Genomic DNA, 14,658 nt, shown 5'->3' on the forward strand with positions numbered 1-14,658 from the left:
GTGTCCCTCAGGGACCAAATCTTCTATCGTCACCATGTGCAGCTTCAGTTGCATTCCCATCCCCCTCTCCGCTCTTTTTTCATTATATCATATTTCCAGTGATACGCGGGCTTTGTCAACAGCCCCAAAATGCGCCGATGCATCCGTTCAGGCTGCGAAAGCGCTTCATCTCCCCGGTGTTGCGCACAAAATGCAGCATGGGGATCCCCAGCGTCATGAACGCATAAAAGGACAGATAGCACACCAGCGGCGATTGGCCGCTCAGCTCCTGGACCAGCGAGGAGTCCAGCGCACACCAGGCCCCGCAGAGCAGCAGAAAGCAGGCCACATCGCCGAAGCGCCGGTCCTGCATATGGACCTTGGCCAGGTAGAGGGCGATCACGGTGGCCGCCACGCTCATAAGGGCCATGGTAAATACGATCAGCAGGGTAAAGGCGTCTCCCGCGCAGTGCCGGCGGAAGACCGCGCTGCTGCTGCCCAGATAGACCTCCGCCAGGACAAAGCGGCCGTCCCCGGGATCTTCATAGCTCAGCACCAGCGGCTGCGCGCTCGTCTCCTCCGGCAGCACGGCGTTGCAGTCCAGCTTGGCCCGCATCTGCTTGTTGCGCGGAAACGCCGTATCGTCATAGGCGTAGAGCACCTCGTCCCCCAGCGCGATCTGCAGCCGGTAGACCGCCCCCCGGGTGGTCAGGGTCGCGCCCTGGTCGGCATCGGTCAGGCTGTCGTTGTACAGTACCAGGTCTCCCCCGCCCTCCAGCACGACCGTCCCCGGCACCTGCACCGCAAAGCGCCGTCCGTCCTCCAGCCGGTACCAGCCTGCCGAAAGCTCCCGTACGTCTTCCAGGGCCCTGTCCGTCTTCTGCCGGACGATCCCGCTCAGGGAGAGCCCAACCGTCAGCAAAACGCCCAGCACCAGCAGGCACTCCCAGCCCCGACTGTTCAAACGTCCCGTTTTCCTCACCTCTCTGCCGTCCGCGCCAAATGCAAAGCCCTGCCAGGGTATGGCAGGGCTAAACTGAAATCGTGCAGCTGGCTGCCATCATCCATACAGGCCCTTTAGCTTTGCGTCGCCGCCTTTCGGCGGGTTTGCCACCGTATTTTGTTCGTTTTTATTGTAACTCCTGTTTCGGTCCGCTGTCAATCCGTTCGTTTCGCGAAAGATCCGCCCCGGCGTTCTGTCCCCGCGCGGCGCGCCACGCCTCAAACGCCGGAACGGGAAGCGGCTTTGCATAAATGCAGCCCTGGATCAGATCGCAGCCCACCGCCCGCAGGAATGCAAGCTGTTCCGGCGTCTCGATCCCCTCGGCCACCGTAAGCGCGCCGAGCGTTCGGGAGCGCTCCATGACCGATGCGGCGACATCCCTTAGCCGCGCCCCCTTTCCCCGGCCCCATACATATCGTGCTGCGTCAGGGAAGAATAGTGGCTGTTGATGGTGCTGAGAGCGTCATACAGGGCCACCAGCAGATAGTTCTTGATGTTGCGGACATAGGCGGCTCTTTCGCTTTTGTGACAGTTTAATTCTACTACAGGATACTGCAAATATCCACTGTTCTGTGTATCGTTCCGCAGACGCAGCAAGGCGCCCCGGTCCCTTGTGTGAACCGGGGCGCCTGACGCGGCGGAATTCTTTTAACTTCTGGGGTTCTTGATGGCGGCCTGCGCGGCGGCCAGCCGGGCGATGGGCACGCGGTAGGGGGAGCAGGACACATAGTCCAGGCCCACCTTGTGGCAGAACTCCACGCTGGTGGGGTCGCCGCCGTGCTCGCCGCAGATACCCAGATGGATGTTCGGACGGGTCTCGCGGCCCAGCTTGGCGGCCATGGCCACCAGTTTGCCCACGCCCTTCTGATCCAGGTGGGCAAAGGGGTCGGACTCATAGATCTTCTTATCGTAGTAGTAGGAGAGGAATTTGCCCGCGTCGTCGCGGCTGAAGCCGAAGGTCATCTGGGTCAGGTCGTTGGTCCCGAAGGAGAAGAACTCGGCCTCCTTGGCGATCTCGTCGGCGGTCAGGGCGGCGCGGGGGATCTCGATCATGGTGCCGACCTCATACTTCATGTCGCTGCCGGCGGCCTTGAGGAGCGCGTCGGCGGTGGCCACCACCACGTCCTTGACGTACTTGAGCTCCTTGACCTCGCCCACCAGGGGGATCATGATCTCGGGGACCATCTTCCAGTCGGGGTGCTTCTTCTGCACGTTAATGGCGGCGTTGATGACGGCGGTGGTCTGCATTTCGGCGATCTCCGGGTAGGAGACGGCCAGACGGCAGCCACGGTGGCCCATCATGGGGTTGAACTCATGCAGCGAGGCAATGACGTTGCGGAGCTTCTCCACCGAGATGCCCATCTCCTTGGCGATCTCCTGGATGTCCTCCTCCTTGGTGGGGAGGAACTCATGCAGCGGGGGGTCCAGGAAGCGGATGACCACGGGCTGGCCCTCCATGGCCTCGTAGATGCCCTCAAAGTCGCCCTGCTGATAGGGCATGATCTTAGCCAGGGCCTTCTTGCGGTCGTCCACGTTGTCGGCCACGATCATCTCGCGGATCGCCTTGATGCGCTCGCCCTCGAAGAACATATGCTCGGTGCGGCACAGGCCGATGCCCTGGGCGCCGAAGGCATAGCCCTGGGCGGCGTCGCGGGGGTTATCGGCGTTTGTGTACACCATAAGCTGGCGGTACTGGTCGGCCCAGCCCATAAAGCGCCCGAAGGGGCCGGTGGAGGGGTCGGCGGGCACGGTGGGCACGGCCTCGCCGTAGATGTTGCCCGTGGAACCGTCGATGGAGATCCAGTCGCCCTCCCGATAGGTCTTACCGGCCAGCGTAAAGCACTTGTTGTCATAGTCCACCACGATCTCGCCGCAGCCGGACACGCAGCAGGTGCCCATGCCGCGGGCCACCACGGCGGCGTGGGAGGTCATGCCGCCCCGGACGGTCAGGATGCCCTGGGCCACCTGCATGCCCTCGATGTCCTCGGGGGAGGTCTCCAGGCGGACCAGGATGACCTTCTCGCCCCGCTCGTGCCACTGCTTGGCCTCCTCGGCGGTGAAGACCACCTTGCCGCAGGCGGCGCCGGGGGAAGCGGCCAGACCCTTGCCGACGATCTCGGCCTTCTTCAGGGCCGCGGCGTCAAACTGAGGATGGAGCAGGGAGTCCAGCTGCTTGGGCTCCACCCGCAGCACAGCCTCCTTCTCGCTGATCATCCCCTCGTCCACCAGGTCCACGGCCACCTTCAGGGCGGCGGCGGCGGTACGCTTGCCGTTGCGGGTCTGGAGCATGTAGAGCTTTCCGTTCTCGATGGTGAACTCCATGTCCTGCATATCCTTATAGTGCTGCTCCAGCTTATTGGCGATCTCGGCAAACTGCTCATATACCGCGGGCATCTCCTCATGAAGCTTGGAGATGGGGGAGGGGGTGCGCACGCCGGCCACCACATCCTCGCCCTGGGCGTTGATGAGGTACTCGCCGAACAGGGCCTTTTCACCGGTCGCCGGGTTGCGGGTAAACGCCACGCCGGTGCCGGAGTTGTCCCCGGAATTGCCGAAGACCATGGACTGCACATTGACGGCGGTGCCCCAGTCGTAGGGGATCTCGTTCATGCGGCGATACACGTTGGCGCGGGGGTTGTCCCAGGAGCGGAACACGGCCTTGACCGCCTCCATCAGCTGCACCTTGGGGTCCTGGGGGAAGGCCTCGCCCTTCTCGTTCTGATAGAACTGCTTGAACAGGCGCACCAGCTCTTTCATATCGTCGGTGTCCAGTTCCACATCCTGCTTGACGCCCTTCTTCTCCTTCAGCGCGTCGATGATCTCTTCAAAGCGTTTCTTGGACAGCTCCATGACCACGTCGGAGAACATCTGGATAAACCGGCGATAGGAGTCGTAGGCAAAGCGGGGGTTGTTGGTAAACTTGGCCAGGCCCTCCACCACCGTGTCGTTCAGGCCCAGGTTGAGGATCGTGTCCATCATGCCGGGCATGGAAGCCCGGGCGCCGGAGCGGACCGAGACCAGCAGAGGATTGACGGGATCGGCAAATTTCTTGCCGCAGATCTCCTCCATCTTGCCCAGGTACTCATAGATCTGGGCCTGGATGTCCTCATTGATCTGGCGGCCATCCGTATAATACTGGGTGCATGCCTCGGTGGTCACAGTGAAGCCCTGGGGTACCGGCATGCCCAGATTGGTCATCTCAGCCAGGTTGGCGCCCTTGCCGCCCAGCAGTTCCCGCATGGAGCCGTTGCCTTCAGAGAACAGGTACACGTACTTATGCGCGTTGGCCATAGTCACATTCCTCCTAAGATAGTCGTTACGGGCATTATTATATCATTTGCATCATAAATTGCAATACAAAACCATCCGATTTTGTCCATAATCCACTCCTTGTTTTCCATTTCCCCCTGCCATATGATCTGTTTTCCCGAAAGGGCGGCCGCGGTGTGCATTTACACGGGGAAAGCGGGCGCCGGCAGGGCGAGGCTCCGCACAGTTCCGCCGACGGCCTGCTTCCGCCGCGCCTCCCTGTTCCATTGGCCGGCCTCCTCTCCGCCCGCAACCCCCTTTCGTCAGGCAAGCTGCTGCACACAGGCAAAAAATCTTTGCCTTTTGGCCCATAAGGCGCTACAATCGGAGCAGTACACAGAGGAGGCAATGGCATGACGGATCTGCTCATGAAATGCATCGCCCGCATCCGGAGCGACTTTCCCACCAAATTCGGCGTCCCCCGGCAGAGCGGCCTGGTGGACGCGCTGGAGGCTCTGGTGGTCTTTGAACCGAAATTCCGCAACCCGGATGCGCTGCGGGGACTGGACGGCTTTTCCCACATCTGGCTGATCTGGCAATTTTCCCAGGCGGTGCGGAAGACCTGGTCCCCGACGGTCCGTCCGCCCCGGCTGGGCGGTAATGCGCGGCTGGGGGTCTTCGCCACCCGCTCTCCCTTCCGCCCCAATCCCATCGGGCTCTCCTGCGTGCGGCTGCTTGGAGTGGAGGAGCAGCCCGGGCTGGGGCCTGTGCTGCGGGTGGCGGGCGCCGATCTGGTGGACGGCACGCCTATTTTCGATATCAAGCCTTATCTGCCCTATTCCGATATCCGGCCCGAGGCCACCGCCGGCTTTGCCCCCGGCGCGGACACGGTTTTGGAGGTCGTCTTTCCGCCCGGCCTGCTGGAGCGGGTGCCCCCGGAAAAGCGGGCGGCCCTGACGGGCGTGCTCTCCTGCGACCCCCGCCCGGCCTATCAAAAGGATCCGGACCGGGTCTACGGCTTGGATTTTGCGGGCTTAAACGTTCGTTTTTCTGTGTGCGGCCAGCTTCTTACCGTTCTGGATGTGCGTCCGCTGCCCGCGCATTGAGTCAATGCAGCCGGGCTTTTCCAGGCGGGGCTGCCGGCCCCGGATGTAAGTTCCCCTTGGGGCGCGGCCGGCGTGCGCCCTCCAAAAAGGCGGATACGACTCAAGTCGTATCCGCCTTTTTGGCTCCAGCGGCCACCGGCACCTCCGGCAGGACCGGGGCCCCGGCGATCCCGGCGCCCGGAAGGTCTTGGTATAATCATGTGCAACACGCAGCGCCGGCGGCCGGCATTCGGGCGCACGCGCCCCCTGCATTGGCACGAAGGGGGAAACCGGTCGCGATCACCATGCGCCAACATAGCCCAGTGTCACGGCGCTGCTGGCCGCGCCGGCGGCCATGCAGGCCGGGATGTCCTTTCCCCGCAGATATTCCATCACGAACCCGGCGATGTAGCTGTCCCCCGCCCCCATGGTGTCTTTCACCACGCAGGGCAGGACGCCCTGTGTATGGAACGCCGCGCCGTCAAAGGCCACGCTGCCCTTTTCTCCCCGGGTCGCCACGACCACCCGGGGGCCCAGCGCCGCCACCGCCGTCAGACGCTCCTTCAGGCGCTCCAAATCGCTGGCGTCGTCGGAGAAAAAGGCCAGTGTGGTATGGGGAAGGGCGATTTGGGCGGCCTCGTCCTCCGGCCGCTCGGCGCAGTCGAAGGCGACCGGCACCCCCCGGGCCGCGATCTGGGCCAGGCTCTTTTCCACACGCCCCCACAGCCCGGACACCACCAGGTCATGGGAGCAGAGGAACTCCACATCGCCGGGCGCGAGAACGAACTGCGCCATCACGCCCTCGTCGTAGTCGCCGAACACCCGCTCGCCGTCGATGAGACAGACGTGGCTGAGCGCGGTGGCTCCGGGCAGGCGCTTCACCCGGCGCACATCCACGCCCTTTTCCTCCAGCGCCCGGAGGATCAGCCCGCCGTATTCGTCGCTCCCCACCGCGCCGAGATAGGCGGACTGTCCGCCCATACGGCGGACGTAGACCGCCACGTTGACCGGGTTCCCGCCGGGAAACGCCTCGCCGGTGTTGTCGTAATAATCCACGCAGTTATCGCCTACGCAGGCAATCTTCATACCATCAGCTCCTTTGCCCGCTCCAGCGCCAGCCGCGCATACCGGGAGGGGGCGTCAATATAGTGGGTTACCAGCTCCAGGGTGGCGGCGCCGTCATAGCCCGCCGCGCGGATGTCCCGCAGCACCCGGCCCAGCGGCATCACGCCCTCGCCGGGCACCAGATGGGTCTCGCTGACCCCATCGGAATCCACCAGGTGGAGATGCCGCATCCGGCTCCCCAGGCGGCGGGGATAATCCGCCGGGTCCTCGCCCTGCACAAAAGGCGCCGCCGCATCGCACATGCCGAACAGGGCGGGATGATCCAGGCGCTCCAGCAGGGCGGCATAGGAGTCCAGGTCGGTGCACACGTCCGACTCGCAGGGGGTCAGGTTCTCCACCACCAGGGCGTGGCCCAGGCGCTGTGCCGCGTCTGCCAGGCGGAGCAGGCTGCGCTCCAGGCGCCGCGTCCTCTCCTGGGGCGGGAGGCCGCCGCTGTGTCCCATGGAGACGAGCGTGTACTCCGCTCCGACGGCGGCTCCGGCCCGGATGGCGGCCTCCAGGTACTCCATGCTGTCCTCCCACTGCCGCGGGCTGCCCAGCATATAGTTGTAGGGGTAGGCGTTGTGCTCCGGGGTATAGACCTTCACCGGCACCCCAAAGCGCCGGATCAGCGCCCGGACCTCCGCTCCATCGCCAGAAAGCAGATCCGGGGCAAACCCGTGGGGCCGCCCGCCCCAGAGCTCAATATAATCATATCCGAAACGGACGGCGTCTGCAAACGCATCTTCCAGCGCGGCGCGCTGATATCCACAGGTAAACAGTCCGAATTTCATGTCTCCTCCGCAACGGGCGCGGGGCGGAGGAGAGTCCTCCGCCCCGCGCGGTCAGCATCAATATTCCATCTGGCGGTAATAGCGCCGCAGCTTCATATCGTGGCCGGACAGCGCCTCCAAATGGGCGTCGATACGGTTGGTCACCGCGTGCATCAGCAGGTGGCTGAGGCTGCCGCGGTACTCCGGGTCGATGCCCTCCAGGGGGTAATCCGCCGTGTCGATCACGCAGAAATTGCCGCAGACCTTGGGCAGGAAGTGGGCCACCCGCAGGGCCAGCTCACGCTGGGAGTCCTCTCCAACAAACACGGTCACCGGGGTATCCCGGTCCACGATCTCCAGCATCCCGTGGAAGAACTCCGCGGCGTGAATGGACTTGGTGCGGATCCAGTGCATTTCCTCCCAGTAACACATGGCATAGGAGTAGGTGGCGCCGTAAAGGGTGCCCGCGCCCACGAAATAGTGGAGCTTGTCGTTCATGTGCGCCTTGGCGAAGGAGCGGCCAAACTCGTCGGCGGCCTTTTCCGCCGCGGCCAGCCCCTCCGGCAGACAGGCGTCCAGCTGGGCGTAGTAGCGGTCGTAGTCTTTGAACTCGCCCCGGAGGAACATGAACCGGTCCGCCGTCATGAAGAATTTCAGCTGCTCGTTGTGGGGGAAGCTGATGCACCAGTCCACCGCCCGGGCCAGGGGGGAGTCCTCCTTGTCGATGAACCCCAGCACCCGGGCGCCGGCGGCGTGGAGCTTTTCCACCGCCGCGCACATCTCCTCCGTAGTGCCCGTCACCGACGAGATGACCACGAAGGTCCGCTCCCCCACCCGCCGGTCGCCGGTGGTGTTGTACTCGGCGGCGTTGAGGGCAAACACCTCCATGGCGCTGCGCTCCTTCATGTGTACCGTGGTCTGAAGGCAGCTGGCCCACGTCCCGCCGATGCCCAGCCAGCACAGATTGCCGCACTGACCGGCCGCCGCGTCCACGATCGCCTCGATCTGTCCTCTCAGCGCCAGGGCGCCGCGGACATTGTCCAGATACGTCTCTTCCTCAAATTTTACCATGAATACTTCTCTCCTCTTTGCCGAGGGCTTTTGTTATATCAGCCTTCGCGCGGATTGATCATTCGCCGACCTTCAGCATCTGATAGTACTGGTCATAGATGGCCAGCGCGTCGCCCACGTCCTTTTGGAAGAAGATGTTGGTCTTATAGTCGAAATCAAAGGCGGGGTCGTTGCGGTACGCGTCGCTGGCGGCGGCCACGGCGGCGTCGTTGGGGCAGGAATAGGGGAAGTCCACCAGGTTGGCGGCCATGACCTCGGGCTCGCAGATGTAATTGAGGAACTTATGGGCCAGGTCGGTATGCTTGGCGCCCTTGGGTACTACAAACAGGTCAAAGCCAAGCTGTACCGGGTCGCTGGTAAAGGGGGCGATGGTCAGGGTGTTGTTCTCGCCCAGCTCGTTCATGGCCCAGGAGGCATTTCCGTCATAGGTCAGCATACAGGAGATGGTGCCGTTTACGATGTTTTCCTGGGTGGCGCCATAGGCGACCACGTTTTCGTTGAACTTGGTCAGCCACTCATAGGCCTCTTTGATCTCGCTCTCATTGGTGGAGTTGGGATCATAGCCCAGTGCGATCAGAGCCATGGGGAACAGGTTGCGCGCACCGTCAATACTGCCGATCTGGCCGGCCATCTCCGGCCGGATCAGGTCGTTGTAGCAGGTGATGTCGATGGGGCAGCGCTCGGTATCGTACACGATATAGATATAGTTCATGAGATAGGGCACGCAGTAGTCCCGGTTGTCGCCAAACCAATAGGCCTCGTTGATATTGGCGTCGGCGTTGGGAATCTGCTCATGGTCCAGCTGTTCCAGATAGCCGCCCTTGATGAGGGACTCCATGTAGGCGTCGCAGGTCATGATCAGGTCATAGCTGTCGCCGGCGCCGGCGGTCAGTTTGGTGATGGAGTCGGCGTTGTCGGACATATAGCTTAGGTTGACGGTGCAGTTGTTGGCCTTCTCAAAGTCGGAGATCAGGGTCTCGGAGATGTAGTCGCCCCACATGAAGATGTTCAGCTCACTGCTGGCGGCGGACGGTTCGTTTCCGCTGCCGGTGGGCTTGGGGTCTCCTCCGCCGCAGGCACACAGGGATAGCGCAAGCGTGAGCGCCAGGATCAGAGTCAGTGCTTTTTTCATTTTGTTGTTCCCTCCTACAAATAATCACATATCTTCCGCCGCCGGCCGGACCGGTCAAGCGGCGTGCGCGGATGAGCGTTTGGCTTCCGCCTCTGCGGCAAGCCGGTTTTCCCGTTTTTTCAGGTACCGCTGCACGCCGTTCAGCGCCAGCATCCCCGCCACCATCAGGGCCACCATCACGGTGGTCAGCGCATTGACGTCGGGAGTGATTCCGGTACGGTTCAGCGACAGGATGAGCACCGGAAGAGTGGACTGAGACGGCCCGGCCAGCATATTGGACATGACCACGTCGTCGATGGACAGGGTAAACGCCAGGAAGGCGGAGGAAAGGATACCGGGCATAATGCTGGGCACCGTGACCCTCCAGAACGTCTGGAACCGGTTGGCCCCCAGATCCATGGACGCCTCCTGCAGCGTCTCGCTGTCGCCGGTGATGCGCCCCTTGATGGTGACCACGGCGTAGGGGATGCAGAAGGTGCAGTGGCCGATGAGGATGGTGCCCATGCCCAGGCGGATGCCCACCGTCATAAAAATGATCAGCATCGCCACCGCCAGCACGATCTCGGGCACGATAATGGGCACATAGATCATCATGTTGATAAAGCGCTTGGTCCGAAACTCGAACTTTTTCAGCCCGATCCCGCCCAAAACGCCGATGGTCACGCTGATCAGGGTGGCCAGCACGGCGATGATCAGCGAATAAAGCAGCGCGTCCCACAAGTCGGTATTTGCAAAAGAGAACAGCTTACCGTACCACTCGGTGGTGAACCCCTGCCAGTAGTAGTTTCGTTTGGCGTCGTTAAAGGAGAATACGATCATTACCGCCACCGGGATATAGAAGACGGAATAGACCAGCACGGCGTAGAGGTTGCTCAAGATCCGCGCCGCTTTCCGGCGGCGCAGCCGTTTGTTCTTCGTCACGTCACACCACCTCCATATCCTCGAGTTTGGCAAAGCGCATATAAATGAAGATGAGCAGCGCGGTGATCGCCAGCAGCAGCACGCTCAGCGCCGCGCCCAGGGGCCAGTTCCGGATGGCGCCGAACTGGTTTTTGATGATGTTGCCGATGTAGAGCACCTTGCCGCCGCCCAGCATGTCGGTCACGGTGTAAATGCCCAGGGCAGGGATAAAGGTGAGAATGATGGCGGAGAAAATACCGGGGAAGGTCAGGGGGAGGGTCACCCGCAGGAAGGTGACCGACGGCTTTGCCCCCAGGTCCGCCGAGGCCTCCAGCATCGACTTCTGCAGCTTTTCGATGGAGGAGTACATGGGGAGGACCGCAAAGGGCAGCATATTGGTAATCAGGCCCAGCATGACCAGCCAATCGGTGTAAATGAACTTTATGGGCTCAGCCGTCAGCCCCAGGGCCATCAGCGCATGATTCACCGGGCCGTTGGCCTGAAACAGCAGCATCCAGGCGTTCAGCCGCATCAGCGAATTGGTCCAAAAGGGGATCATGATGAGCATAATAAGGCGGGAGGCCACCTCAGGCGGCTTGCGGGCGATATAGTACGCAAAGGGATAGCCCACCAGCAGGCACAGCACCGTGGTCACCACGGCCACCTGAAAGCTCTTGGCAATGACCTTGAAATAAACCACATCCAGCAGCGTCTGATAGCTGTCGGTGCTGAATACATACTCCACGCCGCCGAAGGTGCCCCGGGTCATAAAGCTGATGTAAATGATAAAGAGCATGGGGATGGTGACGAACAGGATCATCCACAGGGAGACGGGCCCCGCCTGTGCCAGCAGGGGCAGGCGGCTGTGCCGCTTTTTCCCGCGGCGCGTTCCTTCGCGCTTCAGCATACCGCCGCCTCCCGGACCGCGCCCTCCCCGGAGTCGTCATGGATGGCGACCGCTTTCTCGTCCTCCCACCAGATATGCACCGCGTCCCCCTCCCGCAGCGCGGGGTCGGCCTCCAGGCGGGAGAGCTTGACCTCCTGGCCGTTCTTCAGGTCCAGGCTGGTCTTGATCAGGGCGCCCATATAGATGAAGTCCTTCACCGTTGCAGGCAGGGAAAACCCGGCCACCGGTTCTCTGGAAACGCGGAGGTACTCGGGCCGGATGGCCACGCACAGCGCGTCCCCCACCCCGAAGCCCCGGCCCCGGCACCGGACGCCCCCCGCAGGGGTCTCCACCAAAAGCGCGCCCTCTTCCACGCCGGTCACTCTGCCCTCCAGCACGTTGGATTCACCGATAAAGTCGGCCACAAACCGGGTGGCCGGGCGCTCATAGATCTCCATGGGCGCGCCCATTTGCAGGATGACCCCGTCCCGCATGACCGCGATGCGGTCGGACATGGTCATGGCCTCTTCCTGGTCATGGGTAACATAGACGAAGGTGATGCCCAGCTTCTTCTGAAGGCGCTTAAGCTCGATCTGCATCTGCTTACGCAGCTTCAGGTCCAGGGCTCCCAGCGGTTCATCCAGCAGCAGGACCCTGGGGTTGTTGATGAGCGCCCGGGCGATGGCGATGCGCTGCTTCTGGCCGCCGGACAGGGCCTCCGGCTTGCGCTTTTCGTAGTCGGCCATCTGTACCAGCTCCAGCATCTCGGTCACCCGGCGGCGGATCTCGTCCTTGGGTACCTTGCGGATGGTGGGACCATAGGCCACATTGTCATACACCGTCATGTGCGGGAAGAGGGAATAGTTCTGAAAGACCGTGTTCACGTCCCGCTGGAAGGGCTCCTTCTCCTCCACGCGGACGCCCTGGACCTCAATGCTGCCCTCAGTGGCGTCTTCGAAGCCCGCAATCATGCGCAGGGTCGTGGTCTTTCCGCAGCCGGACGGCCCCAGCAGCGTCAAAAATTCTCCCTCTTCGATCTCCAGGTTCATGTCTTTGACGACATGGTTATTGCCGTACCATTTCTCCACATTCCGCAGAGATACGATGGAAGCTGCCATTCCTCCCACTCCTTTGCTCTCCAGGATGAGATAAGTATATATCTTTTTCGTACCAATTTCAATGTAAAATGTACATTCTAAACAGTTTTTAGTATATTATACAAGGCGTAAACATAAAAAATGACCACTATTCCAAAAATAGCGGTCATGAAATAATACCAAAGCATAAATTGGTATAATATTTACCTTTGAAAATGGACCAGGAACTCGCAACGGTCGCTGTGGGTATAGCTGCGGGAGAACTCGATGGCCCGCCCCTCCCGGTCGTAGGTGGCGCCGGAAAACTCCAGGACGGCGTTCTCCTCCCTGAGGCCGATCAGCCTGGCCTCAGCCGGATCCAGATGGGTGATGGCAAGACGCTGTTCCCCCCGAACCGGGTAGATCCCATTCCATCGATAGACCTCGAAGATGGAGAAGAGATTGATGTCCACCTCTTCAAAGCCGGGTACCACGTCGGTGGGAATGAAGATCTCCTCCAGCGCGATGGGCTTCCCATTTGCCTGGCAGATGCGCCGGACATACCAGATGTCCTCTTCCGGGGCACAGCCCAGGATCTGAGCGTAGAGGGGTCCCGCCTGCCGAAGCGCCTTGAGGAGCACCCGTGTGCCGGGGCGCTGGCTCCGCTCCCGCATGGTCTGCCGAAAGCCGCCCAGGGTCTCCATGTCCCGTTCCAGCTTGGGGGCGGTGACAAAAACGCCCTTGCCCTGCACACTGTGGAGAAGCCCCTCATATTCCAGCGCCGCCAGGGCGCTCCGCACCGACAGGCGGTTGAGGCCGTAGGCCTCCGACAGCTGGCTCTCCGAAGGGATGCACGTTCCCGGCGGATACTCTCCCTCGTCGATCTTAGCGCGAATCACTTCCCGCAGCTGGGTGTGCAGAGGGGAACGGTCGGTCAGTTTATCCTTCATCCCCGCCCCCGATCCAGTAGAGGGTGCTGCTCATCTGCATCCGGTCACAGCGCCCGATGGTGCGGCAATATTCAATGAGGGACCCGTCGTCGCCATAGACTTCGCTGACGATCCAGAAGGCAGGCACCCCAGCCGCCGTCCCCAGGTAATCGGCCTCCTCGGGCGTAGTGGTGGTAATGCTGATTCTCTCATAGCCGTGGTGCATGATCAGGTGATAGTTCTCCTCCATGACGGCAAAGAGGGACCCGCCCACCAAATCCCGCTCCTCCAGCCCCGGGGTCAGCGCAGCGGGGATATAGGCGGTCTCGATCATGAGCGGGGTCCCGTCCAGCATCCGAAGGCGGATGACACGGTACAGCCTTTCTCCCAGCACACGCTGAAAGCGCCGTGCCAGCTGTTTATCACACTCCACCATGGAAAGACCCAGCAGCCGGGTTTCCGGCTTCATGCCCAGATCGGCCGCGTATTGGGTAAAGCTTTTCAGATCCTGCAGCACCCGGTCTACCCGCGGGGTAAAGCAGGTCCCGCTGCCCTGGACCGCATGCACGCGCCCGTCGCTCACCATCCGGGCCAGGGTGCTGCGCAACGTGCTGCGGTTCAGTCCCCACATCTGGCACATGGTCCGCTCGGGCGGAAACTTGTCGTTGCCCTTCATCTGATTTCTTATGATATATGCCTCGATGGCCTCCTGGGCCGCCTGCCGTGGGCGAGGGGTGTATCGTCTGACCTTGTCCACCATCGATCTCCTCCAAATTGGTATGACTTTATCATAGCATAGCCGCCCCTGCCCCGCAAGCGGCAGTTTGCCTCAACCCTTCGTATGGCCCCTGGCAAGCGCCGTTCAAACATTGTGCAAAACCTGATGGCCGGTCAAAAAACAAAGCGGAGGCTCACACAAGACAAAGTGTGCGTCTCCGCGCTTAGGACCGAAAACGGCATCGGGAGATACGGCCCTAGAACCTTTTGAATGCCTGCAAACCTGCTTATCACCAGCAAGACAGCCCGACATGATCCGGTACAATACGTAGAACAAAAGAAAGCACTCAAATCTTGTGATAAGGTAAGATAAATTGCGCAAATTGAAAAAGGGATAAAAAGACATGGTTTGCAGATCTCTGGTAGAATGAAGTTACGACACACCATTCTGAAAGGAGTCTGTAAACCATGTCCGAGAAAATTGTACAACTGAACGAGGAAGTAATCAAGGGTCAGATCAAGGAATTGGTCCGTGGCAGCGTGGAAGAAACCCTGAATGAGCTGCTGGAGGCGGAGGCGGAGAAGCTGACCCAGGCGGCCCGTTACGAGCGCAATGAGGCCCGCCAGGGCTACCGCAGCGGCCACTATGACCGGAACCATACCACCACCTCCGGAGACGTCACGCTCCATGTACCTCGCCTTAAGGGTGTCTCTTTCGAAACAGCCATCATTGAGCGGTATCGCCGGCGAGAGA

The 14,658-nt window shown here is 61.4% G+C and carries 15 protein-coding genes and 1 riboswitch; of the genes, 2 read left to right on the forward strand and 13 right to left on the reverse strand.

Features of this window, described 5'->3' with window-relative positions:
• Positions 1-115 precede the first annotated feature (115 nt).
• The 4 genes from NE547_RS17165 to ppdK form a co-directional block, all read right to left on the reverse strand.
• Entirely contained in the window at positions 116-943 is an 828-nt protein-coding gene (locus NE547_RS17165) for a hypothetical protein (protein WP_256176542.1), read from the reverse strand.
• A gap of 78 nt (positions 944-1,021) precedes the next feature.
• Positions 1,022-1,101, reverse strand: a riboswitch (cyclic di-GMP riboswitch).
• 8 nt (positions 1,102-1,109) lie between these two features.
• Positions 1,110-1,343 carry an EAL domain-containing protein gene (locus tag NE547_RS17170; protein ID WP_186906630.1) on the reverse strand — a complete coding sequence of 78 codons (234 nt, stop codon included), beginning with the start codon at positions 1,341-1,343 and terminating at the stop codon, positions 1,110-1,112.
• Positions 1,344-1,363: 20 nt separating this feature from the next.
• The gene (locus NE547_RS17175; RefSeq protein WP_186906629.1) at positions 1,364-1,540 is read right to left on the reverse strand and encodes a DUF6017 domain-containing protein; all 177 of its coding nucleotides are present in this window, start codon (positions 1,538-1,540) and stop codon (positions 1,364-1,366) included.
• A gap of 90 nt (positions 1,541-1,630) precedes the next feature.
• The gene (gene ppdK / locus NE547_RS17180; RefSeq protein WP_256176543.1) at positions 1,631-4,273 is read right to left on the reverse strand and encodes a pyruvate, phosphate dikinase; all 2,643 of its coding nucleotides are present in this window, start codon (positions 4,271-4,273) and stop codon (positions 1,631-1,633) included.
• Positions 4,274-4,644: 371 nt separating this feature from the next.
• Here ppdK and tsaA point away from each other — a divergent pair, with 371 nt between their 5' ends.
• The gene (gene tsaA, locus NE547_RS17185) at positions 4,645-5,337 is read left to right on the forward strand and encodes a tRNA (N6-threonylcarbamoyladenosine(37)-N6)-methyltransferase TrmO (protein WP_256176544.1); all 693 of its coding nucleotides are present in this window, start codon (positions 4,645-4,647) and stop codon (positions 5,335-5,337) included.
• Positions 5,338-5,616: 279 nt separating this feature from the next.
• Here the strand turns inward: tsaA and frlD are convergent, their stop codons facing one another.
• The 9 genes from frlD to NE547_RS17230 form a co-directional block, all read right to left on the reverse strand.
• Entirely contained in the window at positions 5,617-6,402 is a 786-nt protein-coding gene (gene frlD / locus NE547_RS17190) for a fructoselysine 6-kinase (RefSeq protein WP_186906626.1), read from the reverse strand.
• A complete protein-coding gene (frlC, locus tag NE547_RS17195) occupies positions 6,399-7,214 on the reverse strand; it encodes a fructoselysine 3-epimerase (protein ID WP_186906625.1) in 816 nt (271 codons plus the stop codon). The genes frlD and frlC overlap by 4 nt, the downstream gene beginning before the upstream one ends.
• A 57-nt stretch (positions 7,215-7,271) precedes the next feature.
• A complete protein-coding gene (locus NE547_RS17200; RefSeq protein ID WP_186906624.1) occupies positions 7,272-8,264 on the reverse strand; it encodes an SIS domain-containing protein in 993 nt (330 codons plus the stop codon).
• 58 nt (positions 8,265-8,322) lie between these two features.
• Complete coding sequence (locus tag NE547_RS17205) at positions 8,323-9,396, reverse strand: spermidine/putrescine ABC transporter substrate-binding protein (protein ID WP_186906623.1); 1,074 nt, start codon at positions 9,394-9,396, stop codon at positions 8,323-8,325.
• A 54-nt stretch (positions 9,397-9,450) separates the two neighbouring features.
• Positions 9,451-10,317: an ABC transporter permease subunit gene (locus NE547_RS17210; protein WP_256176545.1), complete on the reverse strand. Its 867-nt coding sequence runs from the start codon at positions 10,315-10,317 to the stop codon at positions 9,451-9,453.
• 1 nt (position 10,318) lies between these two features.
• A complete protein-coding gene (locus tag NE547_RS17215) occupies positions 10,319-11,203 on the reverse strand; it encodes an ABC transporter permease (protein ID WP_186906621.1) in 885 nt (294 codons plus the stop codon).
• Positions 11,197-12,300: an ABC transporter ATP-binding protein gene (locus NE547_RS17220; protein ID WP_256176546.1), complete on the reverse strand. Its 1,104-nt coding sequence runs from the start codon at positions 12,298-12,300 to the stop codon at positions 11,197-11,199. Before NE547_RS17220 ends, NE547_RS17215 begins: the two co-directional genes overlap by 7 nt.
• 182 nt (positions 12,301-12,482) lie before the next feature.
• Positions 12,483-13,208: a GntR family transcriptional regulator gene (locus NE547_RS17225; RefSeq protein WP_256176547.1), complete on the reverse strand. Its 726-nt coding sequence runs from the start codon at positions 13,206-13,208 to the stop codon at positions 12,483-12,485.
• Positions 13,198-13,947 (reverse strand): GntR family transcriptional regulator, encoded by a 750-nt coding sequence (locus NE547_RS17230; protein WP_186906618.1) that lies wholly within the window; start codon positions 13,945-13,947, stop codon positions 13,198-13,200. Before NE547_RS17230 ends, NE547_RS17225 begins: the two co-directional genes overlap by 11 nt.
• A gap of 425 nt (positions 13,948-14,372) precedes the next feature.
• Here NE547_RS17230 and NE547_RS17235 point away from each other — a divergent pair.
• A partial coding sequence (locus NE547_RS17235) for a transposase (RefSeq protein WP_256176548.1) occupies positions 14,373-14,658 on the forward strand: 286 nt, incomplete at its 3' end.

The organism is Flavonifractor sp. DFI.6.63, from assembly GCF_024462255.1.
Lineage (GTDB): Bacteria > Bacillota > Clostridia > Oscillospirales > Oscillospiraceae > Lawsonibacter_A > Lawsonibacter_A hominis.

Bases quoted from the DNA above. Each gene is read 5' to 3' on its own strand.
- NE547_RS17170 (WP_186906630.1), bottom strand. From the start codon at position 1,343: ATGGAGCGCTCCCGAACGCTCGGCGCGCTTACGGTGGCCGAGGGGATC.
- ppdK (WP_256176543.1), bottom strand. From the start codon at position 4,273: ATGGCCAACGCGCATAAGTACGTGTACCTGTTCTCTGAAGGCAACGGC.
- tsaA (WP_256176544.1), top strand. From the start codon at position 4,645: ATGACGGATCTGCTCATGAAATGCATCGCCCGCATCCGGAGCGACTTT.
- frlD (WP_186906626.1), bottom strand. From the start codon at position 6,402: ATGAAGATTGCCTGCGTAGGCGATAACTGCGTGGATTATTACGACAAC.
- frlC (WP_186906625.1), bottom strand. From the start codon at position 7,214: ATGAAATTCGGACTGTTTACCTGTGGATATCAGCGCGCCGCGCTGGAA.
- NE547_RS17200 (WP_186906624.1), bottom strand. From the start codon at position 8,264: ATGGTAAAATTTGAGGAAGAGACGTATCTGGACAATGTCCGCGGCGCC.
- NE547_RS17205 (WP_186906623.1), bottom strand. From the start codon at position 9,396: ATGAAAAAAGCACTGACTCTGATCCTGGCGCTCACGCTTGCGCTATCC.
- NE547_RS17215 (WP_186906621.1), bottom strand. From the start codon at position 11,203: ATGCTGAAGCGCGAAGGAACGCGCCGCGGGAAAAAGCGGCACAGCCGC.
- NE547_RS17220 (WP_256176546.1), bottom strand. From the start codon at position 12,300: ATGGCAGCTTCCATCGTATCTCTGCGGAATGTGGAGAAATGGTACGGC.
- NE547_RS17225 (WP_256176547.1), bottom strand. From the start codon at position 13,208: ATGAAGGATAAACTGACCGACCGTTCCCCTCTGCACACCCAGCTGCGG.
- NE547_RS17230 (WP_186906618.1), bottom strand. From the start codon at position 13,947: ATGGTGGACAAGGTCAGACGATACACCCCTCGCCCACGGCAGGCGGCC.